The organism is Corynebacterium lehmanniae (assembly GCF_043161975.1).
Lineage (GTDB): Bacteria > Actinomycetota > Actinomycetes > Mycobacteriales > Mycobacteriaceae > Corynebacterium > Corynebacterium lehmanniae.
In genome coordinates this window covers 16,354-42,224 of the sequence record NZ_CP170998.1, presented here as the reverse complement: position 1 = coordinate 42,224, position 25,871 = coordinate 16,354, and the positions used below count along the sequence as shown (strand labels likewise).

26 protein-coding genes are annotated in these 25,871 nt (G+C 67.1%); 4 read left to right on the top strand and 22 right to left on the bottom strand.

Annotation, left to right across the window (positions count from 1 at the left end; genetic code table 11):
* Window positions 1-12: 12 nt before the first annotated feature.
* The 15 genes from lysS to dacB form a co-directional block, all read right to left on the bottom strand.
* The gene (gene lysS / locus ACF3NP_RS00190; protein ID WP_239306362.1) at window positions 13-1,524 is read right to left on the bottom strand and encodes a lysine--tRNA ligase; all 1,512 of its coding nucleotides are present in this window, start codon (window positions 1,522-1,524) and stop codon (window positions 13-15) included.
* Window positions 1,525-1,540: 16 nt separating this feature from the next.
* Window positions 1,541-2,797 (bottom strand): hypothetical protein, encoded by a 1,257-nt coding sequence (locus tag ACF3NP_RS00185; RefSeq protein ID WP_392398758.1) that lies wholly within the window; start codon window positions 2,795-2,797, stop codon window positions 1,541-1,543.
* Between the two features lie 20 nt (window positions 2,798-2,817).
* Window positions 2,818-3,609 carry a pantoate--beta-alanine ligase gene (locus ACF3NP_RS00180; RefSeq protein ID WP_392398757.1) on the bottom strand — a complete coding sequence of 264 codons (792 nt, stop codon included), beginning with the start codon at window positions 3,607-3,609 and terminating at the stop codon, window positions 2,818-2,820.
* On the bottom strand, window positions 3,610-4,311 hold the full coding sequence (locus ACF3NP_RS00175; RefSeq protein WP_392398756.1) for a 6PGD fold domain-containing protein: 702 nt from the start codon (window positions 4,309-4,311) through the stop codon (window positions 3,610-3,612).
* On the bottom strand, window positions 4,312-5,136 hold the full coding sequence (locus ACF3NP_RS00170) for a DUF6779 domain-containing protein (RefSeq protein ID WP_392398755.1): 825 nt from the start codon (window positions 5,134-5,136) through the stop codon (window positions 4,312-4,314). It abuts the gene before it with no gap.
* Between the two features lie 10 nt (window positions 5,137-5,146).
* A complete protein-coding gene (locus tag ACF3NP_RS00165) occupies window positions 5,147-5,614 on the bottom strand; it encodes a DUF3180 domain-containing protein (RefSeq protein ID WP_392398754.1) in 468 nt (155 codons plus the stop codon).
* Window positions 5,611-6,069, bottom strand: coding sequence for a 2-amino-4-hydroxy-6-hydroxymethyldihydropteridine diphosphokinase (gene folK / locus ACF3NP_RS00160; protein ID WP_392398753.1), 459 nt, complete (start codon window positions 6,067-6,069; stop codon window positions 5,611-5,613). The genes ACF3NP_RS00165 and folK overlap by 4 nt, the downstream gene beginning before the upstream one ends.
* Window positions 6,070-6,072: 3 nt before the next feature.
* Entirely contained in the window at window positions 6,073-6,444 is a 372-nt protein-coding gene (gene folB, locus ACF3NP_RS00155) for a dihydroneopterin aldolase (protein ID WP_239306357.1), read from the bottom strand.
* Window positions 6,437-7,279 carry a dihydropteroate synthase gene (folP, locus tag ACF3NP_RS00150; protein WP_392398752.1) on the bottom strand — a complete coding sequence of 281 codons (843 nt, stop codon included), beginning with the start codon at window positions 7,277-7,279 and terminating at the stop codon, window positions 6,437-6,439. Before folP ends, folB begins: the two co-directional genes overlap by 8 nt.
* A gap of 3 nt (window positions 7,280-7,282) precedes the next feature.
* On the bottom strand, window positions 7,283-7,858 hold the full coding sequence (gene folE / locus ACF3NP_RS00145) for a GTP cyclohydrolase I FolE (protein WP_392398751.1): 576 nt from the start codon (window positions 7,856-7,858) through the stop codon (window positions 7,283-7,285).
* Entirely contained in the window at window positions 7,851-10,181 is a 2,331-nt protein-coding gene (gene ftsH, locus ACF3NP_RS00140) for an ATP-dependent zinc metalloprotease FtsH (RefSeq protein WP_392398750.1), read from the bottom strand. The genes folE and ftsH overlap by 8 nt, the downstream gene beginning before the upstream one ends.
* Window positions 10,182-10,192: 11 nt before the next feature.
* Window positions 10,193-10,792 (bottom strand): hypoxanthine phosphoribosyltransferase, encoded by a 600-nt coding sequence (hpt, locus tag ACF3NP_RS00135; protein ID WP_239306353.1) that lies wholly within the window; start codon window positions 10,790-10,792, stop codon window positions 10,193-10,195.
* 131 nt (window positions 10,793-10,923) lie between these two features.
* The gene (locus ACF3NP_RS00130) at window positions 10,924-11,088 is read right to left on the bottom strand and encodes a hypothetical protein (protein ID WP_239306352.1); all 165 of its coding nucleotides are present in this window, start codon (window positions 11,086-11,088) and stop codon (window positions 10,924-10,926) included.
* 237 nt (window positions 11,089-11,325) lie between these two features.
* The gene (tilS, locus tag ACF3NP_RS00125; RefSeq protein ID WP_392398749.1) at window positions 11,326-12,228 is read right to left on the bottom strand and encodes a tRNA lysidine(34) synthetase TilS; all 903 of its coding nucleotides are present in this window, start codon (window positions 12,226-12,228) and stop codon (window positions 11,326-11,328) included.
* The gene (gene dacB / locus ACF3NP_RS00120) at window positions 12,228-13,481 is read right to left on the bottom strand and encodes a D-alanyl-D-alanine carboxypeptidase/D-alanyl-D-alanine endopeptidase (protein ID WP_181889089.1); all 1,254 of its coding nucleotides are present in this window, start codon (window positions 13,479-13,481) and stop codon (window positions 12,228-12,230) included. The genes tilS and dacB overlap by 1 nt, the downstream gene beginning before the upstream one ends.
* A 74-nt stretch (window positions 13,482-13,555) precedes the next feature.
* Here dacB and ACF3NP_RS00115 point away from each other — a divergent pair, with 74 nt between their 5' ends.
* Entirely contained in the window at window positions 13,556-14,089 is a 534-nt protein-coding gene (locus tag ACF3NP_RS00115; protein ID WP_239306349.1) for an inorganic diphosphatase, read from the top strand.
* A 65-nt stretch (window positions 14,090-14,154) separates the two neighbouring features.
* On the opposite strand, the gene ACF3NP_RS00110 is transcribed toward ACF3NP_RS00115, so the two are convergent.
* From ACF3NP_RS00110 to ACF3NP_RS00095, 4 genes are all read right to left on the bottom strand, one after another.
* Window positions 14,155-15,075: a zinc metalloprotease gene (locus tag ACF3NP_RS00110; protein ID WP_181889091.1), complete on the bottom strand. Its 921-nt coding sequence runs from the start codon at window positions 15,073-15,075 to the stop codon at window positions 14,155-14,157.
* 45 nt (window positions 15,076-15,120) lie between these two features.
* Window positions 15,121-15,948, bottom strand: coding sequence for a hypothetical protein (locus ACF3NP_RS00105; RefSeq protein ID WP_239306347.1), 828 nt, complete (start codon window positions 15,946-15,948; stop codon window positions 15,121-15,123).
* 246 nt (window positions 15,949-16,194) lie between these two features.
* Window positions 16,195-17,067 carry a hypothetical protein gene (locus ACF3NP_RS00100; RefSeq protein WP_181889093.1) on the bottom strand — a complete coding sequence of 291 codons (873 nt, stop codon included), beginning with the start codon at window positions 17,065-17,067 and terminating at the stop codon, window positions 16,195-16,197.
* 155 nt (window positions 17,068-17,222) lie between these two features.
* Window positions 17,223-17,924 carry a hypothetical protein gene (locus ACF3NP_RS00095; protein ID WP_392398748.1) on the bottom strand — a complete coding sequence of 234 codons (702 nt, stop codon included), beginning with the start codon at window positions 17,922-17,924 and terminating at the stop codon, window positions 17,223-17,225.
* A gap of 19 nt (window positions 17,925-17,943) precedes the next feature.
* On the opposite strand from ACF3NP_RS00095, the gene ACF3NP_RS00090 reads away from it, so the two are divergent.
* The 3 genes from ACF3NP_RS00090 (at window position 17,944) to ACF3NP_RS00080 (ending at window position 22,601) form a co-directional block, all read left to right on the top strand.
* A complete protein-coding gene (locus ACF3NP_RS00090) occupies window positions 17,944-18,240 on the top strand; it encodes a rhodanese-like domain-containing protein (RefSeq protein ID WP_181889094.1) in 297 nt (98 codons plus the stop codon).
* Between the two features lie 55 nt (window positions 18,241-18,295).
* Window positions 18,296-18,733 carry a MarR family winged helix-turn-helix transcriptional regulator gene (locus tag ACF3NP_RS00085; protein WP_181889095.1) on the top strand — a complete coding sequence of 146 codons (438 nt, stop codon included), beginning with the start codon at window positions 18,296-18,298 and terminating at the stop codon, window positions 18,731-18,733.
* 73 nt (window positions 18,734-18,806) lie between these two features.
* Complete coding sequence (locus ACF3NP_RS00080; RefSeq protein WP_392398747.1) at window positions 18,807-22,601, top strand: Pls/PosA family non-ribosomal peptide synthetase; 3,795 nt, start codon at window positions 18,807-18,809, stop codon at window positions 22,599-22,601.
* 759 nt (window positions 22,602-23,360) lie between these two features.
* On the opposite strand, the gene ACF3NP_RS00075 is transcribed toward ACF3NP_RS00080, so the two are convergent.
* The 3 genes from ACF3NP_RS00075 to ACF3NP_RS00065 all read right to left on the bottom strand — a co-directional run bounded on the left by ACF3NP_RS00075 (window position 23,361) and on the right by ACF3NP_RS00065 (window position 25,868).
* On the bottom strand, window positions 23,361-24,245 hold the full coding sequence (locus ACF3NP_RS00075; protein WP_392398746.1) for a hypothetical protein: 885 nt from the start codon (window positions 24,243-24,245) through the stop codon (window positions 23,361-23,363).
* A gap of 135 nt (window positions 24,246-24,380) precedes the next feature.
* Window positions 24,381-25,106, bottom strand: coding sequence for a hypothetical protein (locus ACF3NP_RS00070; RefSeq protein WP_392398745.1), 726 nt, complete (start codon window positions 25,104-25,106; stop codon window positions 24,381-24,383).
* 84 nt (window positions 25,107-25,190) lie between these two features.
* On the bottom strand, window positions 25,191-25,868 hold the full coding sequence (locus ACF3NP_RS00065; protein ID WP_392398744.1) for a hypothetical protein: 678 nt from the start codon (window positions 25,866-25,868) through the stop codon (window positions 25,191-25,193).
* Window positions 25,869-25,871 lie beyond the last annotated feature (3 nt).

Genomic DNA, 25,871 nt, shown 5'->3' with positions numbered 1-25,871 from the left:
GCGTATCCGCTTCTATGCTTCCGGCTTCACCATCGGGAAGAGGACCGTCTCGCGGATACCCAGGCCGGTCAGGGCCATCAGCAGGCGGTCCACGCCCATGCCGCAGCCGGCTGTCGGCGGCATGCCCTGCTCCATCGCGGCGAGGAAGTCCTCGTCAAGCTGCATCGCTTCGTCGTCGCCGGCGCTGGCCAGACGCGCCTGGTCCTCGAAGCGCTCGCGCTGGATCACTGGGTCCACCAGCTCGGAGTAGCCGGTGGCCAGCTCGAAGCCGCGCACGTAAAGGTCGAACTTCTCGGTCACGCCCTTTTGGCTTCGGTGGTCGCGAGTCAGCGGCGAGGTCTCCACCGGGAAGTTGACCACGAAGGTCGGCTCGTAGAGCTGGTCGGAGCACAGCTCCTCCCAGATCTCCTCCACCAGCTTGCCGTGCAGCCAGCCGGCGTTCTCCGGCACCTTCAGGCCGATGGTTTCCGCGATGCCCTTGAGGGTGTCCACGTCGGTGTCGATGGTCACTTCCGGCTGGCCCGGGAACTTGCGCTGCAGCGCCTCGTTCAGGCTCGGGTACATCTCCAGGACCTTCCACTCGCCGCCGAAGTCGTACTCCGTGCCGTCCGCAAGCGTGACCTTCTGGGAGCCGAAGACCTCCTCGGCGCAGAACTGCACAAGGCCCTTCATGGTGGCCGCGCCGTCCTTGTAGGTGCCCCACGCCTGGTAGGTCTCCAGCATGGTGAACTCCGGGGAGTGGGAGGAATCCACGCCCTCGTTGCGGAAGTTCCTGTTGATCTCGAAGACGCGCTCGATGCCGCCGACCACGGCCCTCTTGAGGTAGAGCTCGGGCGCGATGCGCAGGTACAGGTCGATGTCCAGCGCGTTGGAGCGGGTGACAAACGGACGTGCCGCGGCGCCGCCGTGCAGCGTCTGCAGCATCGGCGTCTCAATCTCCACGAAGTCCAGGCCCGTGAGGTACTTGCGCACCGCCGCGATGACCTTGATGCGGGTCATGGCGTTGGTGCGCGCGTCCTCGCGCATGATCAGGTCGGTGTAGCGGCGGCGCACCCGCTGCTCCTCGTTCATGTCCGCGAACGCCACCGGCAGCGGATTGAGCGCCTTGGACGCCATGTGCCAGGACTTCGCCATCACGGACAGCTCGCCGCGCTTGGAGGCGATGACGCGGCCGCGCACGGAGACGATGTCGCCCAGGTCGGTATCTGCCTTCCACTGCGCCAGCGCTTCTTCGCCGACCTCAGCCAGGGAGAGCATGACCTGCAGCTGGGTGCCGTCGCCTTCCTGCAGGGTGGCAAAGCACAGCTTGCCGGTGTTGCGCTGGAACATGATGCGGCCAGCGACGGCGACCTCGTCCTGGGTTTCCTCGCCGGGCTCCAGCGTGCCGTCGTACTTGGCGCGCAGGTCTTTCAGAGACGTCGTGCGATCGACTTCGACGGGGTAGGCGTCCCGCCCTTCGTCGATAAGCCTCTGCCTCTTCTCCCGGCGGATTTGCTGCTGCTCTGAAAAGTCCTGCGTAGTCACGGCGAATAATCGTAGCTTATTCGCACACCGGGAGGTCCAGTCGCTGGTTCTCCGCGTCGAAACCGTTGACGATGAACAGGTACTCCGGCTTGTCCTGCGGCGTCATCACGTACGCCGGCGGGTTCGCGTCCGGCAGCTCGTAGGAGTAAATCGTGCACTCGCCAGAGCCGAGCACCACGGCCTCGCTCGGGTCCGGCACCGCATCGTCGCGGTCGGACTCGGAGGCGTACTGCACGACGGAAACACCCAGCTCATCGTTGGCGCAGCGGATCTTGTCCACCTGGTCGGTGTCCAACGAGCCCGGCTCGCACGCAAGGTCCTTCCAGCCCTTCTGGCCCGAACGATCAGAAACAACCTTCGGGTAGTCCTGCGCGATCTGCGCCTCGGCGCCGGCCCACTCCTCGCCGCGGTGGGTGCTCCAGTACCACAGCGCCGCCAGCGCGATCAGCAGCAGCGCAAGGATGGCGATGATCCACGGCCACGGCGCCGTCTTCTTCTGCTTCGTCGGCACCGTGCGCACGTAGTTGCCGTCCGTGCCGTAAGCGTAGGGCTCCGGCGGCTTGCGGTAGCCGTCCTGCGGGCGCGGCGCCACGGACTGGTCCGGCGTTGCAATGTCCACGTGCTCCGCCGGGGCGGTCTCCAGCACGCCGGCGCAGGTGCGCGCCCCGGAACGCGGCGCGTCACCGGTCATCAACGCAACCACGTTGGCGAACTTTTCCACGTTGCCCTTCGCGGCCTCCTCGTCGTTGAGCGCCGGGTCGGTGCTCGGCCCCACAAGGGTGAGCTTGACCGGGGTGGTGGACCACTGCGGCTGCACCAGGAGGCGCTCCGGGGTAATGGAGCGCGAGACGAAACCGGACAGGCCCTTCAAGTCGTAGTCGTCGACCGCCTCGGCCACCGGCGCGAGCAGGTCGCGCACCTCCTGCGGGGTAAAGGTGGCGCCCTTCTGCGCGATCAGCTCCGACAGCGGGGTGCCGGTGGGCGCTTCGCGCAGGACGAACAGTTTGCCGTCCTCGGTGGTACCCACGCTGCGCGGCTGGAACGCGCCCGGGTGCGCCGCCAGCGCAAGGCGGGAGTTCAAGGTGTTGACTTCCTCGCCGATCGCGGAATCCACGGGGGCGTCGAAGACCTCTACTTCAACACCGTGGCCCGTGTCGTCGGCGGCGGTGTAGAGCGTGGACGTCTCGGTGCGCCCGGTTTGTTCAACCTGCTCCGGGGTGAAGGTGAACCCGAAGCGTTCTGCGAGCATTCCGGCGATGGTGGCGTTGGACATGCGCGAAAGTCTACCGGGTGTCATGCCTCAACGTGTTTGAAGCCAACCCCCAGCGGCAGACCCACGTTGTCCGTCAGGTGCACCCCGCCCAAATCCACCGCTCCGAGCAGCCGCGCGTCACCCTCTGCGGGAGCCTCGCGCATGGCTAAATCGCGCAGCTCAAGGTACGTCGGCGTGACGCCGGCGGCCTCCAGGACACCGCGGGCGGTTTCCAGGACTTTCGCTTTTCCGTGCTCCGCGGCGTGCGCCCCGGCGGTCAGTGCGGCCGAGAGCGCGAGAGCAGCTTCCCGCTTATCGACGGCGACAAGCGCGTTCCTGTTCGACAGCGCCAACCCGTCGGGCGTTCGCACCGTGGGCACGCTGTGGAGCTTGCACTCCATGCGCAGCCCGGACACCGCGTACTGGGTTGCCACCAGCACCTCGAAGTCCTTCTCCCCCAGCACCACGTCCGTGGCGTGGGTCGCGTTGATCGCGGCGAGGATCCGCGCGACTGCTGCTTGCGTGAGTTGCGGGTCCTCCAGCGGCTCCACGCCGGAGTCCACGCGCACCGACGTTGCCAGCTCACCGTGGAAGACCACGTCCACCTTCTCGCGGGCGAAGACCTCGGGGACTTCTTTGCCCGAGAACGTGACCGCCACGTAGGAGCCGAGCAGCGACTTCGCCGCGCGGATGAGCTCCACGTGCCCGCCGTGGATGTCCGTGCCCAGCGGCACCACAACCACCGACTTGCCAATCTTGCGGAATGCCCGGCCGTAGGTGGCCAAGAGCTTCTCGTCGGTGACCACCACTGCCTGGCCTGGTTCGAAAGCCATTTATCCTCCCTCGTATTTCTGAATCACCCATAGCTCGGTGTCGGTGTCCTGGTCCACCTCGCCGCGCCTGCGCGCAAGATCCACGAACAGGCGGCGCACGCCCGGATCCGGCAATGCGTGGACGAGCTGGTCCAGCTGCCGCGTGTCGTGGGCATGCCGTGGCGCCGGCGGGGCCTGAAGAAACTGCTGCGCCACCGCATCGAAGCCCGGCACTGCCTCGGCGAGAATCGCCTGTGCGTCGTCGCGGATGACGGCCTCCATCGCCCGCAGCTCCTGGGCGGCGGCGATCGCGGGGCGTGCGTCGTCGTTAATGCGCAAGCTCACCCCGCCGATCTCCGCGATGAGCAGCCCCACCACCGTTTCGCCGAGCTCGTCGGCGGCCGAGGTCACCCACACGTTGTCGAAGATGTTGTGGGCGCACATGGTAATCGCCTGGGCGGTCTCCACGTCGTCGAGCAGCTGCTGGCCCTCGTCCAGCGCGGTGTGCAGGAACATCTGCCGCGGGCGGGCGTGGTCGGCCAGAATTTCGCAGGCGGTGCGGATGTCGGCCGACGGGCCGTCGAGAAGCACAAGATCCACGTGCGCGACCGCACCGGGGTCTTGCTCGATGTCCAGCGCGCGCACCGTGTGGCCGGCGCGCTCGAAGCGCTCCGCGAGCGGCGAGACGCCGAACACCGCCCCCACCAGCAGGCGAGGCGGCATTTACTTCCCCTGGCGGGCGAGCAGCTCAGCCACGGAAACCGCGCCGTCTCCACGCTCATCGGCGCGGCGGCGGCCAGAACGGCGCTCAGGCTGCGGCTCTGGGGTCGGATCCGGGGTGGGTTCCGGGGTTGGTTCCGGCTTCGGCTCTGGGGTTTGCTCCGCCTTCGCCTTCTCCGCCTCCCGCTCGCTGATCAGGTCGGACAGCGGGTTGCGCGCCGGGCGGGCCGGCGGCTGGGTGCCGATGCGGCCCGCGATCGCGTCCGAGCTCGGCGCACCCGTCGGGCGGGAGGGGCGCACGCGGCTGATCACGACGGTGTCGTCCGTGGACGGGCTTTGCGCCGGCTGCGGCTTCGGCTCCGGGGCGGGTTCCGGAGTTGGCTCTGGTTCTGGCTCCTTCTTCGACTCCAACTCGCTGATGCGGCGGGCGCGAGCCTGCACGGCGGCGGGCTCGTACTCGAAGACTCGGCCGTTGAGCTCCTCCAGCTGAGCACGCAGCGCCTGGATCTGCTCCTGCAGCTCGCGCAGCGTCTTCACGTCCACGGACGGCGCGGTCTTGGCCTCCAGCTCTTCGCGGTGACGCTGCTCCTGCTCCTGGATGCGCTGCTCAGCGGCCGCAGCCTCGGTCGTGGCCGCGTCACGGTCCCGGCGCACCTTGGAGTTGATCAGGATCCCGGCTGCACCAGCCCACAGCGCGAAGATCAGCGCGATCTTCAGCGCGTTAGCGGAGTTGGTGAACAGCATGACCACGGTGCCGATGACAGCGACCACAAAAGGCACGATGACCCACAGGCTCGCGCGGTCTGGGGACGCATTCTGGGCACTCATGCCCAACACTCTAGCTAACGCCTTGGCCCTCGTTGGGTGGCGACACCTCGCAGTTTTTCTCCAGCCAGATTCCGGCCGCGCACAGGGCTAGTCCGCCCAGGGTGCCGGCGACCAGCGGTGGGACGTCGCCAGGCGCCGCCTCGAGCACGCCGAGTTTGGTCACCACGTAGCTCAGCGTGCCGCCGTACATGCCGCCGAACACCGCGCCGGCCCAGGCGCTCGCCTTGCCAAAGACCATGAAGTTCGCCGCCTGCATGGGGTTGAGCTGGCTGCGATCCAGCCCGACCTTGCCCTCCTTGCGGCGCTTGCGCACCACCAGCGCGAGCCAGGTGGCGATCACGGCCATCACCCACAGCGACAGCGGCACCACCATGCTCAAGGATTCCAGCAGGTTGTAGAACCTTCGCACCAAAATCACCGCTGCGGCGGCGAAGAACCCGGCGACCGCGATCAACCCCTCGTACGGCGTGCGCTTCATAGCTTCCGCACCCCCTGGTCCTCGAGGTTTTCGAGCAGCTCGCTTATCGACGCTCCGTTGAGCACCGCACCCGGATCCACCTCGAACCAGGGCTCGAGCACGAACTGGCGCAGGTGCGCCCGCGGGTGCGGCACGGTCAGCTCCGGGTTGTCAGAGGTGTAGCCCTCGACCCAGATGATGTCCACGTCCAACGTGCGCGGGCCCCACCGCTCCTCGCGGACCCGGTGCGCGCGCTGCTCCAGCTCCTGGCAGCGGGCTAGTAGTTGCTGCGGGGTGTCGTCCACATCCACCAGCAGGGACTGGTTGAGGAAGTCCGGCTGATTGGTGTTTCCCCATGGCGCGGTGGCGTAAATGGAGCTCGCGGCGAGAGTTTCGCCGGCGAACTCGTCGGCGACCGTCTGCAGGTGGGCGCGCGCGTCGCCAATGTTGGACCCGGAGGACAGCACGGCACGCATTGGCTACATCCGCTTCCGGGAGCGGCGGGCGACCACCGAGACGTCGTCCAACACGGCCGGAATCGGCGCGTGCGGCTTGTGCAGGGTGACCTCCACGGCGTGCAGCGCGTCGTAGCTGCGCATCGCGGTTTCGGCGATCTCCACCACCACCGTCTCAATCAGCTGGCGCGGGGTGCCGGTGGCGATCTTTAAAGCCGCGTCCGCCAGCTCGGCGTAGTTGACGGTTTGCGTGAGGTCGTCGTCGCGCGCCGCGCCGGCGAAATCCAGCCAGCAAGTGATGTCCAGCGAAAACGCCTGCCCGAACTCGGTTTCGTGCTCGAGCACGCCATGGTTGGCGTGGAACTTGAGGCCTTTCAGTTCGATCCGGTCAGCCATTTTTCCACCTTTCCGCCACGTCAACGGCGTCGCGCGAGACCGCCACCTCGTGCACCCGCACGCACCAGGCCCCGGCCTGGGCTGCAAGTGCGGTGACTGCTGCGGTGGCGGGGTCGGCGTCGATAGGCGAATGCTCCAGGCCGCGCTGTTGGCGGATTTCCATGAGGAAGCGCTTGCGCGACGCGCCGACGAGGATGGGGAACCCGCTGGCGATGAACTCCGGCAGCGAGTTCAGCAGCGCCCAGTTGTCCGCGGCCGTCTTGGCAAAACCGAGGCCCGGGTCCAGGGTGATCTGGCTTTCGTCCACGCCGGCAGCCGTCGCCTTGTCGACGAGCTCCGCCAGCACCTCGTGTACATCCCCCACCACGTCACCGCCGTGGTCCGCCGCGCCGGAGGCGTTGACGAATGCGTCCGCCCGCCAGTGCATCAGGCACACCGGGAGCTTCGTCTCAGCTATCACGCGGTACATATCAGCGTCGGCGAGGCCGCCGGAGACGTCGTTGATCAGGTCCACGCCCTCCTCGGCCGCTGCCAGGGCGGTGGCGGCGCGCATGGTGTCGACGGAGGTGCGGATCCCGTCGGCGTGCAGCGCGCGAATCACGGGGCGGATGCGCTGCGCCTCCACCTCGGCGGGGACGCGGGTGGCGCCGGGGCGGGTGGATTCCGCGCCGACGTCGATGATGTCCGCGCCCAAGCGCACCAGCTCGTGGGCGTGCGCGATGGCGTCGTCAGTGGCCAGCCACTTGCCGCCGTCCGAAAACGAATCCTCCGTGACATTGACAATGCCCATCACGCTCGTGCGCCCCGGCACGGTCAGATCGGCAACGGTAGTCATCTTCTATCCCCTAATCAGGCTCAGCACTTCCGCGCGCGAGGCCGCGTTGTTCTGGAAGCCGCCGCGCACCGCCGAGGTGGTGGTGGTCGCGCCCGGCTTGCGGATCCCGCGCATGGCCATGCACAGGTGCTCGCACTCGATGACCACGATAACCGCAGAAGCATTGAGCTTATCGACGATCGCGTCCGCAATCTGCGCCGTCAACCGCTCCTGCACCTGCGGGCGCTTCGCGTACATGTCCGCCACCCGCGCCAGCTTGGACAGGCCGGTGACCTTGCCCTCCGGGCCCGGGATGTAGCCGATGTGCGCTTCGCCGTAAAACGGCACCAGGTGGTGCTCGCACGTGGAGTAGATCGGGATGTCGCGCACCAGCACCAGCTCGCGGTGGTTCTCGGAGAACGACTTCTCCAGGTGCACCTTCGGGTCCTCGCGCAGGCCCGCGAAGACCTCCTCGTAGGCGCGCGCGACGCGGGCCGGGGTTTCCACCAGGCCCTCACGGTCCGGGTCCTCCCCGACCGCGATGAGCAGCTCGCGCACCGCGGCCTCAGCGCGCTCGCGGTCGAACTTCGGGTTAGTCATCGTCCCTCCTGTGCTTCGGCGCGCGCTCCCCGCGCGGCAGCTGCGTGGTCTCCGCATCCGGCGTCGTCTCCGGCTCCGGGCCGCGGGAGGCGTGGTCCGGGCGCTCGTTCTCCGGCAGGCGGAAGCCGATCTGCTCTGTGTTTTCCGCCGGGTAGTTGCGGGTGCCCGGGTGCTGCTGCGGCTGCTCCTGTTTCGGCGCAGGGGCGCCCTTGTACGTCCAGCCTTCCGGCGGCTTCGGGCCGCCGTACTGCGGCTCCTTGTGTTTCGGCTGCTGCCAGCGGGTGGAGCCCTTCTTCGGCGCCGGGTTCTGCTCCGCCTCGCGTTCCTTGCGGCGGCGCTCGCGGGTGGCCTTGGACGCCTCCAGGATGGAGAAGCGCTTCGGCGGCTCCTCGCCGCGCTCCTTGGCAAGCTCCACCGGGGTCTTCACCGGCTCGCGGTCCGCCTGGCGCCCGAAGCGGGCGTCGTGGGCGGGCAGGGCCGGGCGGGTCGGCTCGACGGTGTCGAAGATGGCCTCCAAATCGCCGCGGCGCAGCGTCTCCTTCTCCAGGAGCTTCGAGGCCAGGGTGTCCAGCTCGTCGCGGTAGCGCTCGAGGGTGGCGTAGGCGACCTTGTGCGCTTCGTCGAGAAGCAACTGCATCTCCTCGTCGATCTTCGCGGCAACCGCCGGCGAGTACTCGAGCGAGCCTCCGGAGCCGCGGCCGGAGAAGGGATCGCCCTGCTCCTGGCCGTACTTCACCGCGCCGAGCGCGGAGGTCATGCCGTACTCGGTGACCATCGCACGCGCGATCTTGGTCGCCTGCTCGATGTCGTTCGACGCGCCAGTGGTCGGCGCGCCGAAGACCAGCTCCTCGGCGGAGCGGCCGCCCATGGCAAAGACCATGCGGGCGAACAGCTCGTCGCGGGTGTACATGCCCTTGTCGTCCTCGTCGGCAGTCATGGCAAAGCCGCCGGTGCGGCCGCGGGCGAGGATAGTCACCTTGTACACGCGCTCAATGTCTTTCAGCGCCCAGGCGGCCAGGGTGTGTCCGCCCTCGTGGTAGGCGGTGACCTTCTTCTCGTGCTCGGAAATGACCTTGCTGGAGCGGCGCGGGCCGCCGATGACGCGGTCCGTCGCCTCCTCCAGCGCGTCCGCGGTAATGACGTTGCCGCCGATGCGGGCGGTCAGCAGCGCGGCTTCGTTGAGCACGTTGGCCAGATCGGCGCCGGACATGCCGGCGGTGCGCTTGGCCAGGGCATCGAGCGAGACGTCGTCTGCAAGCGGCTTGTTCTTGGCGTGCACCTTGAGAATCTGCGCGCGGCCGGCCAGGTCCGGGTTGGTCACCGGGATCTGGCGGTCGAAGCGGCCGGGGCGCAGCAGCGCCGGGTCCAGGATGTCCGGGCGGTTCGTCGCCGCGATGAGGATGACGCCCTCGCGGCCGGAGAAGCCGTCCATCTCCACCAGCAGCTGGTTCAGGGTCTGCTCGCGCTCGTCGTGGCCGCCGCCCATGCCGGAGCCACGTTGGCGGCCCACCGCGTCGATCTCGTCGACGAAGATGATGCACGGGCTGTTCTCGCGCGCCTGCTTGAACAGGTCGCGCACGCGGGAGGCGCCCACGCCGACGAACATTTCCACGAAGTCGGAGCCGGAGATGGTGTAAAACGGCACGCCAGCCTCGCCGGCGACGGCACGGGCGAGCAGCGTTTTACCGGTGCCGGGCGGGCCGTAGAGCAGCACGCCGCGCGGGATCTTCGCGCCGAGTTCCTCGTACACGGTCGGGTCGGTGAGGAAGTCCACCACCTCGTGCAGCTCGTCCACCGCCTCGTCGGCGCCGGCGACGTCCGCGAACGTGTTGGTCGGGTTGTCCTTGGTCAGCTGCTTCGCCTTCGAGCCGCCGATGCCGAACGGCCCGCCGCCGCCCGCCTGCATGCGGTACATGAAGTAGAAGATCAGGCCGAACACCAGGACCATCGGCAGCATGAAGCCGAGCATGGACATCAGGAAGGATTCCTGCGTCACGTTCGTCTCGTACTTGTCCGCGCCGGATTCGCGCACCGCGCCGAAGATCTCCGGGGTGGTGCGAGCCGGGTACTGCGCGGAGATTGCCTCGACGCCCTCGCGTTCGTCCACGGTGATCGGCTCGCGCAGGTCGATGCGCACGCGCTGCTCGCGGTCGTCGATCTGCACTTCTTCAGCGTTGTGGTTCTGCAGCTGCTCGATGGCAACAGACGTGTCCACGCGCTGGTAGGCGCGGGAATCGTCCCCGATCAGCGTGAGCAGGTAGAGGACGATCAACGCGATGGCGCCGATGATGCCCCACCGCAAAACCTTGTTATTTTTGCTCATAAACCTTTGTTCTAGTCAGCGTCTGAGTACACGCGCGGGTGCAGCGTGCCCACATACGGCAGGTCCCTGTAACGCTCGGCGTAATCCAGGCCGTAGCCGATGACAAACTCGTTGGGAATGTCGAAACCGATGTCCAGCAGATCAATCTTCGCCGTCTGCACATCGGGCTTGCGCAGAAGAGTAACGACTTCGAGGCTCTTCGGGTTCCGGTTACGCAGATTGCGCAGCAGCCAGGACAGGGTCAGCCCGGAGTCAATGATGTCTTCCACCACGAGCACGTCGCGGCCGGCGATCTCCTTGTCCAGGTCTTTCAGGATGCGCACCACGCCGGAGCTGGTGGTGGAGTTGCCATACGAGGACACGGCCATGAACTCCATCTCCGCCGGGATGGACAGCTTGCGCGCGAAGTCGGTGAGGAAGAACACCGCCCCTTTGAGCACGCAGACCAAGATCAGGTCTTCTTCCGAGTCGCGGTACTTTTCCGAGACCATGTCCGCCAGCTCCTGGATGCGCTCCTGGAGCACGTCTTCCGGGATCAGGATCGCCTCGACATCATCGCCGTAGCGGTTCGCTGGGACATTGAAGTCCTTCTTGTCGTGCAACTCGGTCATGGGCTGGCCCTTCCCTCTCGCGGTTCTAGCGCTTCAGTTTGCGTTTACGTGCGCGTAACTTCCACATCTTGCCACCTGCCAGGCGGTAGGTACAACCATCTGCGGGGTTCGGGTCAGCTAAAACGTTCCGATCAGTTCAGCTCGGTCTCGTCGCGGCTTAGCACCGCGTCATCGAAGAGCCCGTCGCAGTCTTCAAGGATGCCACCCTCAATGCCATGCGCAGCTTGAAATTCCCGAAGACGGCGAACCGCATCGCTATTTCCCGAATCAAAGACCTGCGTTGCCACCTTGTCCATGCAGCACCTCCTGTATGCAAGCAGACCATATACACGGCGGGGTTAGTCCACAATGGTCAATTTTCCTTTTCGAAGCACCGTTGCAAATTTTTGAGCAACCATGCGATGATCGCGTGCAGGAACTCCGAGAGAGACTCCGTTGGTTCACGACCAAGATTTCCACGAAAGAGGGAGACTCGGGTTCGATTCCCGGCCCACCTTGGTGGTGTAGCTCAGTGGCAGAGCCCCTCTTTACTTTTATCCACTGTGGAACTCCCCCAAAATAGCCAGCTGTCCGCCCTCACGCACCACTGCGCGCCCGCCCGCGACAGCCACGGGCCCTTGCCCGTGCCAATCGACGACCAAGGCTTCCACCGCGTCGAGCTGGTCCCCTTGCACCGGCACGCCTTCCCCCAAGAGCCATGCTGCTAATCGACGCCTCCGGACCGGCTCCGCATCCGCCTTCAACTCCGCACAGCAGGTAGTCGGCGCGAGGTCTGTGAGCGACGCGATGAGAGCCTGGTCCGCCGCGATCCGGTCTGCCGTTGCCGCGAGCGCGGGGACAGCGTCGCCGCCGAGGAGCTCGCTGAGCAGGGGCACAACCTGGTTGCGCATGGCCACGCGGCGGAAGGCCGGGTCGGCGTTCATCGGGTCGTGCCACGGATCGAGGCCGAGCTCCCCGCAGGCGCCGACGGTGTCCGCGCGGCGGATGCCCAGAAACGGCCGGACGATGCGCCCGTTGCGCGGCGCCATTCCGGACGGGTTTCCGCGCAGCGCGCCGAGCAGAAGCGTTTCCGCCTGGTCGTCGTCGGTGTGGCCGACCCAAACGTCACTGCCGTACGCCAGCAGGGCCTCGTACCTGGCGCTGCGCGCGGCCGCCTCCAGGTTGCCCTCGCCCACCTCGACGCGGACGACTTCGGCTTCGAGGCCAAAGGCTTCGACTGCCTGAACTGCGCGCCTGGCTACCTCCGCCGATTCGTCCTGGAGGCCGTGGTCCACCACCACGCACCGCACGTCCTTCTTCTCTGCCGCTGCCGCGGCGGCCAAGGCGAGCGAGTCGGGCCCGCCGGACAGGCCGATGATGGCGGGGGCGTCGAAGGGGCGGAGTGCTCGTCGGCAGGCAAGGAAGTGCGGCGAGCGGCGCGGCCAGAATGGGTCCATCAGAACTCGCGCAGTGCGGAGGTGAACTCGTCCATGGCGCGGCGCGCGGCGAGGACGTCGGCGTCGTTGCAGATCAGGGCGAACGTGTAGACGTTGCCGTTCACGCTGGTCACCGTGCCGGCCAGCGACGCGGTGCCGTCGAGCGTGCCCGTTTTCGCGCGCACCCAGCCGCGGCCCGCGAGGTCGCTGTAGCGGTCCAGGAGCGTGCCCTCGCCGGCGGCCACGGGCAGCGCGGACAGCAGAGGACGCAGCGCGGGCTGGGCGGTGGCGTCGTACAGCAGCGCGTCCAAAAGCTTCGGCGCGATGCGGTTGTCCGCGGACAGCCCGGAGTTGTCGTGCAGGACGAGCCCGGCGGTGTTGAAGCCGCGCTCCTCCAGCACGCTCTGGGTCGCGCCCGGCGCGTCCGTGGTGCCGCGCGCCAGCGCCACTTCGCGCCCGATGGCTTCGGCGTAGACGTTGTCGGAGTTTTTCATCATCAGCTCGAGCCGCTCCACCAGCGTCGGCGACTCCACCGCGGCGACAACCTCGCCGTCGCCCTGGCCTTCACCGACGTTCTGCGCGCCGACGCGCTCCGCCAGCGCCTGCGCCACCTCGAGCGCCGGGGTGTGGGAGCGGGGCACGTCGCCGGAGGTCTCGCCGTTTAACCGCCCGCCGGACAGCATCGCGGGCTGCAGAGGCGCGACGAACCCGCCGTCGATGTCCAACGGGTCCCAGCCCGGCATGAGCTCCGGCATGCCGTCCCAGGCGGAGGTGTCGATGAGCACCGTGCCGGCCTCCCCCACCTGCGCCGCGAGCTCATCCAGAGCTTCACTGTTCAGCCACACGTCGCCTGCCGCCTTGATCACTACTTCCCCCGGGTTCGCACCGCGCACCACCTCCGTGGTGATGCGGTCCTGTGCGCCCAGGCTCAGCAGCGCCGCCGACGCGGTGAGCACCTTCGTCACACTCGCCGGCTTCAGCGCCTCGTCGGAGGCGCGGTCGAACACCGCCTCGCCGGTGCCAGCCTGTGTGACGTGGCCGTGGAACACGCCCAGGTCAGGGTTGTCGGCGAGTGTTGCCAGGGTCGTTCGCAGCGAAGCGTCGTCGATAGGCGAAGGCTCCGCGGGCTCCAACACGGTCGGGGCCGACTGCAGCTGGTACGGCGGCGCGTGCGTGATCTCGGAGAGCTGCTCGTGCGCCGCGATGCCGAAGCCTGCGACACCGCCAACCGCAGCGAGCGCGACGGCGCCTGCGACCCAAGTCCATACCTTCATCGGCCAAAATGGTAGCCGAAGTATGATGGCGTGCGGACATTCACCAAATTCAGGCACCGAACAAAGGAGAAGTAATGGCTATCGAGGTCATCATCGAGATCCCCAAGGGCTCCCGCAACAAGTACGAGGTCGACCACGAGACCGGTCGCGTCTTCCTCGACCGCTACCTGTTCACCCCGATGGCGTACCCGGCGGACTACGGCTTCATCGACAACACCCTTGCCGACGACGGCGACCCGCTCGACGCACTCGTGATCACCCCGGAGCCCGTCTTCCCGGGTGTCACCGTGATCGCGCGCCCGATCGGCGTGTTCAAGATGACCGACGAGGCCGGCGGCGACGACAAGCTGCTCTGCGTCATCGACGACGTGCGCTACGAGTCCTACCAGGACATCTCCGACGTCTCCGACTTTGTCAAGGACGAGATCGAGCACTTCTTCGTGCACTACAAGGACCTCGAGCCGAACAAGGAAGTCACCGGCTCTGGCTGGGGCGACAAGGCCGAGGCGGAGAAGATCCTGCAGGCCGCGCTCGACGAGTTCAAGCGCGTCGGCGACAACTCCCGCGAGAGCCTCGAGGAAGACAAGGAAGCCAAGACCGTCAACTAACTTGCTTATCGACGGCTAAAGCCGGGCCCGCATTCTCGCGTCGGCCCGGCTTTTGTTTTGCGCTGCTAGAACCAGCTGCGCATGAACGCGAGACCGAGGCCGATCGCGGAGATCGCGGCCGCGGCCACCGGCAGGATGATCGCCAGCGGCGAGACGCGCTTCGGCTGTTCGGGGGTGGGCTCCGGCGCGACCGTAGTCTCGATGACGGTCGTGCGACGCTCGGTGGACGTCTGGCTTGTCGACGGCTGCGTTTTCACCGTCGTACGGACCGGGGTCGGGGCAACCTCAACGACCGTGGAGTTGCGCTCGCCGACCCACTCGTAAACGTTGCCGTTGTTCGCCGGGGTGGGCGTCGGCGTCGGGGTAGCGGAGCTCGTCGATAGGCGAGCTGCTCGCAGGTCGTTCGCCTGGATGAGCACCTGGGCATCCAGCGGCTGCGGGGTTTTGGCCACCTTGCCGCGGTTGGTGCCGTCCTTCATCAGCGCGCCGTCGCAGGAGTGCGCCAGGCCCATGGCGTGGCCGAGCTCGTGCGCGATGGTCATGACCAGGCTCTCGTAGTAGCCGCTGCGCAGAATGTCCGGGTTGAGCAAAAGCTCCATGTTGTTCACGTTGCCCTGCACGCGGCCGACGACGTAGCCGCCCAGGTTGGCCTCCCGCACGGTGACCACCTTGTAGCCGGGCTGGTCCACGTACTCGAAGCGCATCAGGCCGCCGGTGGCGCTGACCCACTGGTCCGTGGCCTGGGTGATGTACGGCTTGTACTTCGCCGGCGCGAAGATGCGCAGGACGCCGTTGTCGATGGCGTTCTCGTTGCCGCTGAGTAGGTAGTTGCCGATGTTCGGGATCGGCTGGCCCATGTTCGCCGCTGCGGTGGCGGCGCGGCACTCCCGACCAATCGGGTCGACGGCGGCCTGGGCCGGGGTGACGATCGTACCTGCCGCGACGGCGGCGGCACAGCAGGATGCGAGCAGATGTCTATAATTCACCAACTCAGAGAACACCATTCTCCAAGCTGGCGCAAATCTGCGCGGCTAGATCAGGCGGCGGCGGGCGAACGCGAAGAAGCCTGCGCCCAGTGCGCTTGCCAGCGCAAGCGCGAACAGCGCGCGGGCGACGGTGTTGGAACCAGTCTCCGCTTCCAGGCCACGGGCGGGTGCGGCGTACGGGGATGCGATCTCGTCGTTGACGGCAGCCTCTACAGCCTCGCCTGCAGCACGCGCGGCCTCAAGCCCCTGACGACCGATCTCGCCAGCGTTGGCCTGGATCATCGCCTCGGATTCCGCAGTCTCCTCCGGGGTGACGTCCGCGTTGACGCGGGTGACATCGGCGACGAAGGTGTGGCCGTCCTTGTTCAGGAAGTACGTCTTGCCGTCCAGCGTGAGCACCGGCGGGAACTTCACCAGGCCGTGGGCGACGGGGTTGTCGTCGGCGGGATCCACGTCCTCGGCGCCGAGCGGCTCCTCCGGCGCGTTTTCCGGAGATGGGACGGGCGCTTCGGTGGGCGTTTCGGCGGGCGTTTCGGTGGCTTCCGTAGCTTCCGGGTCGGTCGGCACCGGCTCGCCCGTCGGCTGGTCGGCGGGCTGGTCCCGAATCACACCGGAGCCGATCAAACCTGCGACCGCGGCATCCGCGACCGCGACCGCGCGCTCCTGCTGGCCGCTGTCCAGCTGCGCATACGGCTGCGCCGCCTCCTGGAGCGTGCGCACGTAGTGGGAGCCCTCCTCGTTGAGGAAGTACTGCTCGCCGCGTGCGTCGGCGGTCTCGGCCGGCAGATCCTGCGCGGTTGCGGCGACCGGCACTGCGAGCAGAGCTGCGGCGGCAGCAGTTGCGACAGCGGCGGCGCGGGTGGTGCGGTTCATGACGGACTCCTAGGAAGTTCGGGGAAGCTCGAGGGGTCAAACCTCAAGCGTTGGTTGAGAGTTTACACACTTTGCCCCCATTTTTCACTCCAGTAACAGCTGTTTTCTTCCTGCTTGGGACTAACCAGACCTCAGCAGCAAACCAGACCTCAGCGGCGGGCGCGACCAGGGGTTTTAGGTACGCAAAACGCTTGAGGTCTGGTTACGCGAAAGTAACCAGACCTCAAGCGAAGAAGAGGGGGTCGCCTAGACCAGGAAGCGGCGGCCAGCCACGAACGCGGCAGCGCCCAGCACGGAAGCGATCACCAGCGCGAACAGGGTGCGCACGAGCGTGTTGGAGCCGGTCTCAGCCTCGACGCCACGGTTAGCGGCGGCAGCGACCTGCTGCGCTGCGATCTCGTCGGCGTGCTCAGCGCGGAGCTGGTCGGACTTCTCCTTCTCCTCCGGGGTCGGCTGCTGGTTCACGCGCTCGGAGGAGCCGACCAGGGTCTCGCCGTCCTGGTTGAGGAAGTAGGTCACGCCAGCGATGACGACCGGGATGCCGATCGCAGCGGCTGCGATGCCCGCGATCGCGCCCGGGGACAGCTCGGCGTTGGCCTCGCCAGCTGCACCGTTGGAGCTGCCCGCGCCAGCGCCGGCGCCGCCCAGGTTTGCATCCACAGTTGCGGAGACGGTGGTGTCCGTACCCGCCGGCACCGTAAGCGTGGTCGCGGTGGAAGTGGAGGTTGCAGTAGCGGCAGCCTCGCCGGTCGCCTTCGGCGCCGGGGCCTGGGGAGTGGTGGTGGTGGACTCAGCGGCCGGCTCGGCCTTCCCCAGCACGATCGTCTCACCGGAGCCGTCCGCAAGGGTGGCGACAATGTCACCGTTGTCTGCCAGGGAAACCTCCGCGGCGTTCTCTGCGCCGGCCGGGGTGGTTGCGGCCTCCTTGTATTCGCCGTTGACCAGCTCGTAGTACGTGCCGTTCGGGGCAACGATGACGGCCGGGAAACGAGCCTCGATAGCCTTCGTGGCGATCTCGGTCGGGTCGATGGTGGTCTGGGCGTCGGCGGCGGGGGTCACGGAAATTGCGATCGCGCCGGCCATTGCGGCTGCGGCGAGCGTGCGGACGGTGCGCTTCATTGGGGCTCCTATCGGGAAAGTCTAAACCTCAGGTCGAAGGTTACGCCACAACAGTAAACACGTTTCACACAAGTCTCAACTAAAACTTCAGACTTTTTGGACAACACCTGTAAAGCCGCAGGTCAAACCCCGCAAAAGAGACGCAAAAATCTTGACTACCGCGGCTCGAAGGCCGTCTCAACCTCGTCATCGGTCGCCGTTCCGGCCAGCTGCCACCCCACCACGGCGTTGCGCACGCTGTCCGCCAGCAGGTTCGCCGGCTGGATGCAGGAAATGGTCAGCAGCCGCCCCGGCATCGGCCCCGTCCCCCAGATCTCCGCGTTGCCCGCCAGCGCGCCCTTGTCCGGATCGTGCAGGTCGGTCGCGGTGTACTTCAGCCAGTCGTCGCCCGAGGCTTCCGTGCGCAGGAACAGCGTGTCGCCTTTGGCTACGGTGTGGCGTTCGGCTTTGCCGTCGTAAAGCTTGTTAAACACCGCATCCACGCCCGCGCCGGTATGCCCCGCCACGACCACGATGTCGCCGGCGTCCGTGCCCGGCAGCTCGTACGGGTAGCCCTCCCCCGTCAGCGCGCACGCCTTATCCATGCTTTTCGGGTCGATCTTGCCGTCCACCACGCGGCAATCCGCCTGCTCGAACCCGGCGCGCAGCCCCAGCACCGGCACCACCATCTCCACCGGTCGCCCCTGCGGAATCGAGGCAGCAGCTTGCCGACGAGGCTCCGCCGACACCGACGTCTCCTGCGTTGGCTCTGCCGCTGGGGGGTCCGAAGGTTCGTCGTGAAGCAGTGCCTTGAAACCTGCGCGCACCAGAAGGAACAGAATCAGCAGTGCGACGATGCGGCGGACGTGGTACTTCACGGCAGTTATCATACGAGCCATGAAGGAAGTTTCCGTAGATAAAGTCCCCGCAGGCGCGCAGCTTATCGACGTCCGCGAGCCCGACGAGTACGCCGCCGTCCGCGCCGAGGGCGCCGTGAACATCCCACTGTCCGAGTTCGTCGCACGCACCGACGAGATCGACCCGGAGCGCGACATTTACCTGATCTGCAAGTCCGGCGGCCGCAGCGCGCAAGCCGGCGAATACCTGGAGCAGGCCCGCGGCTGGGACAACGTCATCAACGTCGCCGGCGGCACCACTGCCTGGGTGGAGCAGGGCCTGCCACACCAAAATTAGGCAGTCTTAGGCGTTCCCAATTGTTGGGCGCCTAAACATAGTTATGATGAAGGCCATGCCCACGCTCCCCGAACTGCCGTCCACACTGGCCAAGTCCCCCCACTTCCAGGTTGAACGCGTGCGCAGGCACACCAAAGACGAGGTCGAGCGCACCCTGGCCAAGCACGACTCCACCATGCGCGAGTACTGGATCCTCACGTGCGTGGACGGGGAGCCGATGAGCCAGCGCCAGCTGTCGGAGCTGCTCACCATCGACGCGTCCGACATGGTCCGCCTCATCGACAACCTGGAGAACAACAACTGGGTCACCCGCGAGCGCGACCCGAAGGACCGCCGCCGCCAGATCGTCGCCGCCACCAAGAAAGGCACCAAGGTGCTGGCGAAACTTGCCGCGGACGTGGCTGAGGCGGAGGACCGCGCGCTGGAGGCGTCTTCCAACAAGCAGCTGAAGAGCCTGCGCAAGCTCTCCCAGGCGCTGGACGGCGACGACTAGAACGTGGGCGGGCGCAAATAGTTGGCGTTTCCCATAATTTGCGGATTTTCGTTGCGCTATTAGCCTTATCCGCATGTCTCAGCCCGACAACCCCCTCCTTCGCAGCCACCTGGCCCCGCCGGAGCGGACGCTCATCGACGTCCTCACGGCCACCGCCGCCGAGCACCCCGATGCCGCCGCCATCGACGACGGCGGCGCGAACTCCGCCGACGACGGCGTGCTCACCTACGCCGAACTGGTGGAGGAAATCGAGCGCCGCGCCGCCGACATGCGCAAGATGGGCGTGCGTGATGGGGGCCGCGTGGGGATCCGGATGACGTCGGGAAGCAGGGAGCTCTACCTTGCGATCCTGTCCACCATGCGCGCGGGCTGCGCGTACGTGCCGGTGGACGCGGACGACCCGGACGAGCGCGCGGAGACCGTGTTCGGAGAGGCGGACGTGGACGCGATCTGGACCGACGACGGCCTGCGGGTGCTCAAGCCTGCGCAGCCGACCCCGCTCGGCGAGGTCACCCCGGACCACGACTGCTGGATCATCTTCACCTCCGGCTCCACAGGAAAACCGAAAGGTGTGGCGGTGACGCACCGTTCGGCGGCCGCGTTCGTGGACGCGGAGGCGCGCCTGTTCTGCCAGGACAACCCGCTCGGCCCGGACGACCGCGTGCTGGCCGGGCTGTCCGTGGCCTTCGACGCGTCCTGCGAGGAGATGTGGCTGGCCTGGGGCCACGGCGCATGTCTGGTGCCGGCCCCGCGCGCGCTGGTGCGCTCCGGCCAGGACTTGGGCCCGTGGCTGATCCGCCGCGACATCACGGTCGTGTCCACGGTGCCGACGCTGGCCGGCCTGTGGCCGAAGGAGGCGCTGGACAACATCCGCCTGCTCATCGTGGGCGGCGAGGCCTGCTCGCAGGAACTGACCGACCGCCTGGCGGACGGCCGCGAGATGTGGAACACCTACGGCCCCACCGAGGCGACCGTGGTGGCCAGCGCGAAGCAACTGTTCCCGGGCGAGGCCGTGACCATCGGCTGGCCGCTCGACGGCTGGGATTTGGCAGTAGCCGACGACGGAGAACTCATCATCGGCGGCGTGGGCCTAGCCCGCTACCTGGACCCGGAAAAGGACGCGGAGAAGTACGCGCCGATGGGCGACTGGGAGCGCGCGTACCGCACAGGCGACCACGTCAAACTCACGGACAACGGCCTTGCCTTTATCGGCCGCGCGGACGACCAGGTGAAGATCGGCGGGCGCCGCATCGAGCTGGGCGAGGTGGAGGCCAACGTCGCCGCGCTCGAGGGCGTGTACAACTCGGCCGTGGCGGTGCAGGAGTTGCCGTCGGGCGACAAGGTGCTGGTGGGCTACGTCTCCCCCAACGACGGCACCGAGCTGGACGTGCAGCAGATGCGCGAGCGCCTCGCCGACACCATGCCCGCGGCGCTGGTGCCGCGCCTGCACGTCATGGACGAGCTGCCGATCCGCACCTCCGGCAAAGTGGACAAGAAGGCCCTGCCGTGGCCGCTGCCCGCCAGCGTGGACGCGGTCGGCCTGACCGAGACTGAAACGTGGGTGGCCGAGCAGTGGGTCGAGGTCCTCGGCCTGGACGTGCCGGGACGCGACGCGGACTTCTTCGAGCTCGGCGGCTCGTCGCTCGCGGCCGCCGCGCTGATCACCCGCCTGCGCGAGCGCGTGCCCACCATCGCGGTGCGCGACCTCTACGACCACCCCAGGCTAGAAACGCTTGCCTCGCTTATCGACGAGCTCACGCTTGCCAACCGCACCGCCAAACGCGAACGCGAGGTAGCGCCCGTCGGCGCCGGCACCCGCGTGGCGCAGACAGCGTTGATGGTGCCGGTGATGACGTTGAAGGCAGCCACGGCGGTGACCTGGGTGGCCATCGCGGCGAACCTGCTGGGCCTGACGGATCTGAGCTGGTCCTGGCTGGCCGCGGCGTTTTTGGTGCTGTGCACCCCGTTCGGGCGCATCCCGATCGGCGCACTGGGTGCCCGGCTGATCCGCGGCCGCGTGAAGCCCGGCGTGTACAAGCGCGGCGGCGCGCAGCACGTGCGGCTATGGGCGGCCGAGCGCTGGCTGGTCGCCTCCGGCGCGCTGAACATCTCCAGCGCCAACGCCGCGAAAATCACCGCCCGCATGTTGGGCGCAAAAATCGGCAAGGGTGTGGACATGCACGCGTTCGCACCGGTGACGGGCCTGCTCACGGTCGGCGAGGGCTCCGCCATCGAGCCGGAGGTGGACCTGTCGGGCGTGTGGCTCGACGGCGACGAATTCCACGTCGGCGAGGTGTCCATCGGCGCGGAGGCGCGCGTCGGTGCGCGCTCCACGCTCATGCCCGGCACCGAGATCCGCAACGGCGCGCACGTGGAGGCGGGCTCCACAGTCACCGGCCGCAAACCCGTGAAGAAGCGCTCGCGCTGGGCGGGCTCGCCCGCGCGCAAGGTGGGCCGCTCCAAGCACCGCTTCCCCGACGAGCGCCCGCCGCGCCGCCCAATGTGGGCGCTGGGCTACGGCCTGACGTCGCTGTTCCTCGCGCTGCTGCCGGCTACTGCCGGTGTCGCCGGCGCCGCCGCGACGGTGGGGCTGGCACACATTGCGCACACCTCGTCGGTGTGGGGCCTTCTCGTGTTCGCCCCGGTCGGCGGACTCGTCTACATCGGTTGCGGTTTGCTGTTGACGTGGCTGGCCGTGAGGGTGGCGTCGATAGGCGTAAAGCCCGGCGTGTTCCCGGTGCGCAGCGTGCACGGCTGGGCGCTGTGGACCGTGACCAGGCTTATGGACGACGCCCGCACCCGCTACTTCCCCATCTACGCAGGCCTGGCCACCCCGGTGTGGCTGCGGTCGCTGGGCGCGCAGATCGGCGAGCGCGCCGAGGTGTCCACCGCCGTGATGGTGCCGAAGCTGACCGAGGTGCGCGACGGGGCATTCCTTGCCGACGACACGATGGTCGGCACCTACGAACTCGGCGACGGCTGGATCCGCACCGACCACACCGTGGTGGGCAAACGCTCCTTCGTGGGCAACTCCGGCATGGTCGCGCCCGGCCGCAAGCTGGCGAAACAGTCGCTGGTGGCGGTGCTGTCCGCGTCGCCGAAAAAGTCCAAGGCGGGCTCGAACTGGTGGGGCTCGCCGCCGGAGCGCATGCGCCGCGTCGAGGTCGAAGCCGCCGGCGAGGCGACCTACAAGCCGTCCGCGTCGCTGATGCGCAAGCGCGGGTTTGTGGAGACGCTGCGCCTGCTCGCGCCCATGACGCAAGCCGTGCTGGCGGCGGTGTTCGCCGCTTTTGTGGTGACGCTTCTGGAGCGCTTCGGCTTCTGGACGTACCTCCTCGGCGGCCTGGTGTGGATGGCCGTGGGCGTGCTGGCCGTGCTGTCCGCCGTGGTGGCGAAGTGGGTGTTGGTTGGGCGGCATAAGGCTGCCGAGCACCCGCTGTACTCCTGGTTTGTCTGGCTCAACGAGCTGCAGGACCAGTTCGTCGAGGTCGTGGCCGCGCCGTGGTTCTTCAACTGGGCCTCCGGTTCCGGCGAGATGAACCTGGCGCTGCGCGCGCTGGGCGTGCGCGTGGGCCGCGGCGCGTGGATCGAGTCCTACTGGTTCCCGGAGACGGACCTGTGCGTGGTGGGCCGCGGGGCGTCGGTCGGCCCGGGCACGGTGGTGCAGACGCACCTATTCCAGGACCGCGTGATGTCGCTGGACACAGTGTCGATCCTGGACTCCGCGACGCTGGCAGCGCATTCGGTGTCTCTGCCGGGGTCCGCGATCGGCGCCGGCGCGACGGTGGGCCCGGGCTCGCTGGTCATGCGTGGCGACGAGGTGCCGGCCATGACCGTGTGGCAGGGCAACCCCGTGGAGCCGCAGTAGGGGTTTACGGCGCGGTTTCGTCCGCGGTCACCGCTCCCGAAACTCATCGGTTTGCCGAACGGGCTTTCTGCATCGAACAACTTCTGAAGCTTCGTTGTCTCAGCTGACCCCTCCAGAATCCGCTGCACTTGGCGAAAGTCCTCTTCGGAGAGGAAAATCTGCTTCTCTTCCATCGCTGCCTCCTGTGTATGACAGTTTGTACACGTTCCATGGCCGGTCATGGTCCTTGGCGGTGCGGAGGTTGCCTTCCCCCAGACATACTTTCCTATCCAGGAACGGCGCAGGCGTCCTTTCAAGGTTAAAGGCAAACCTCGAGCGCCTGCTTGTTGGGTAAAACCACTGCAGCGGAGGTTCCTCTTGCTCCTCAAACCATTCCAGTTTCGATCCCGCGAATCGGTCGGAGTACGTCATCTCAGCCGCGGCTCTAATCAATCGATCCCAATCGGTGTCTCCAGTCGATTGTGGAGCAGAGTGCGCGAGCAAGAACTCTTCGTCTTCGGGTATATCTCGGATGTCAGAGACCACCCGTTTGAGAACCCGAACAGCGAAAGACGGGTCGTTCTCGGTCTGAATTTCGTTGCGCAACCAGTCCGCGAACTTGGGATACGAATAGTGCCGTTCCACAACCACACCTCCTTCCACCGAGGTCAATCAACCTAATGAGCAACAGATTACTTGGTTGGGCAAGCGAAGGCCCCGCCTTGCGACGAATCGCAAAGCGGGGCCGACGATCTCAGAGCACTTCGGCGCTATAGAGCCTTAGACCGTCTCGCGGCGGCTGAAGGCGTAGCCCGCAGCGCCCACGATGGACAGGATCAGCAGCGCGACCAGGCCAGCGGGCAGCTCTGCCACACCGGTGGAGGCGTTCATGCCGCGCTCGCCGTTCGCTGCGGCGGCGTTGCCGGCACCGTTCGCCGCGGCGCCAGCGTTGCCAGCGCCTGCGTTACCTGCGGCCGGGACGCCGCCGTTGGCCTCGACCTGCTTGGCGATCTCATCGCCGTGGTCCTTCTTCACCTGCTCGGACTCGGCCTTCTCCTCCGGGGAGGCCGGCTGGTCGACGCGGTTCGGGTCCTTGACCAGGTCGCCGTCCTTGTTCACGAAGTACTGCACACCGGCGATGATCAGGCCCAGGCCGGCGAGTGCACCCAGGGAGCCGAGCACGATCGCGGCAGTGTTGTCCTTGGTGGTCGGCGTGGCGGTGGCAGTGGCGGTACCGGTCGCGGTCTCCGTCGCAGTTGCCGTCGCGGTGCCGGTGGCGGTGCCCTCAGTGCCCGCGGCAGCGCCCGAGTCGCCCGCCGTTGCCGTTTCCGTGGCCGTCGCGGTGGCAGTGGCGGTTTCGGTCTCGGTCGCAGCCTGCTCATTCGTGCCCAGGGAGTTCGACGAGGCCGGCTCCGAGCCCTCCGGGGCGCCCGGAAGCAGCTGGTCGTTCGGGTTTTCCGGGGCGTTGCCGGTCGCCTGCGCGGCACCGTCGCCAGTGCCGTTGCCGAAGATGCTCATATCGGCATCGTTCGGGCTGTCGGTGGCCTGCTGCACGCCGTCGTCGAGCTTCGGCGCGTTGCTCTCCTGAGCACCCGCAGTCGGGATTACGCCAGCACCAAGTGCAGCGGCGGTCGTCAGTGCGATTGCAGTCTTGTTCAAACGCATTGTCTGCTCCTTCACTTTCGGTTGTTTATCCCACCCACCTAATGCATCGGCCAGGTGGCGCGGTTACGTTACAACCGGACCCTCCACACACCCTGTCAGTTCAATACGAAATCCACGCACGATGGGCGCCGCGAGCTATCCCCGGGGGATGACTGGGGCGGGTTCAGCGGAGCCGTCGATAGGCCCGGCGACACCTGCAAACTGCCAGCCCACAACCGCATTTCGCACCGACTGCTGGTAGAACGGCGGCTGGATGCAACTGATTGTCAGCAACCTGCCAGGGGTGGGGCCGTCACCCCAGATGGAGGTGTCGCTGCTGAGTGACGCTTTCACCGGGTCGTGGAAATCCGTCGCCGTGTACTTCAGCCACGCCTCGCCGGAGGCCTCGGTGCGCAGGTACAGCACATCGCCGGCGCGGACGGTGTGGTGGTCGGCGGAGCCGTCGTAAAGCTTGTCGAAGACTGCCTCCACCCCGGAACCCGTGTGCCCCGCGATGACCACAATGTCCTCGGCTTGCGAGCCTGGCAGCGCATACGGGCGGTCGGGTGAGGTGTACGCGCACGCGAGGTCCAGCGTCGCCGGGTCGATGGTGCCGTCGTGCGCGCGGCAATCGTTCGGTTCGAAGTCCGCGACCAGGCCAATCGCGGGAATGTACATCTCCAGCGGGCGGCTGTCCGCGATGAACGGCGCCTCCTGCTGCGGCGCCGGGGCTTCGGCGGTGGGAGGCTCGGGCGCGGGCTCGTCGCCGGGCTGGTCGTTGCCGGTCCACCACAGGTATACGAGGGCCAGCAGCGTAACGACGACCAAAGGTCCAACCACGGACCCGCCGCGCCGTGGCGCGTGGGAATGGCGAGCCGCCATGACAGGCCTCCTTCCCGGTTCGGTGTGGGTGCGATCGTAGTGCGCGCGGTGAGAGGCCGGAAACCTAGGGCGGTTGTGTTCTTTTTATCGCCCAAGTGGCATCTCGGTCTGGAGCAGTGGTGGTACCGGGATGACCCCCTGGGGCCGTAAACGTCTCATCTCTTGCAGCGCCTCGCCCCAATGCGTCTGATCAAGGGGCATCCAATTTTCAACCTCGGACAGGTACGAGCTGGAGAGGATCTTGTTTACCCCAGCGCGTTCAGACTTTGTCAGCTCTCGTTTCGCCTCAGTTCTATCCGCGCACGCGAGTAAGGCGAGCGCATCTTGGACATGGCGCTCCCGGTTCGCATCGGGGAGCCGAAGGGCATGGCCCTTCATCGCAAGGGCGGACCAGGCGTTAGGCAACCTGACCGTATGTGCCGCGCTGACCGGAACCTCAAGCACGTCTTTCGGCGTGCCGCTTGCAAGTCGCCCGAGCGCTGACTTGGAACCAGGGCATTTCACAACGTTGTATCCACGCCATCGGTCGGGCGTGCGGTCGCTGTCGATTCCCATCACGTCCACTTGGGGCCCCTCTTGGTGACGAAACTGGTGGAGAAACCCTTCCCGCCTCAGTGGCGTGATTTGCTCGTACCCTCCCTTCTCCAGCGCTTCCGCCACGCCGACCAGCGTCGAATGGTTCATCGGATCAACGACGACGTCCACGTCTTCCGTGGATCTTCCGTAGCCAACATCATTTAAGGTGCAATGCAGCTGGGTCATTGC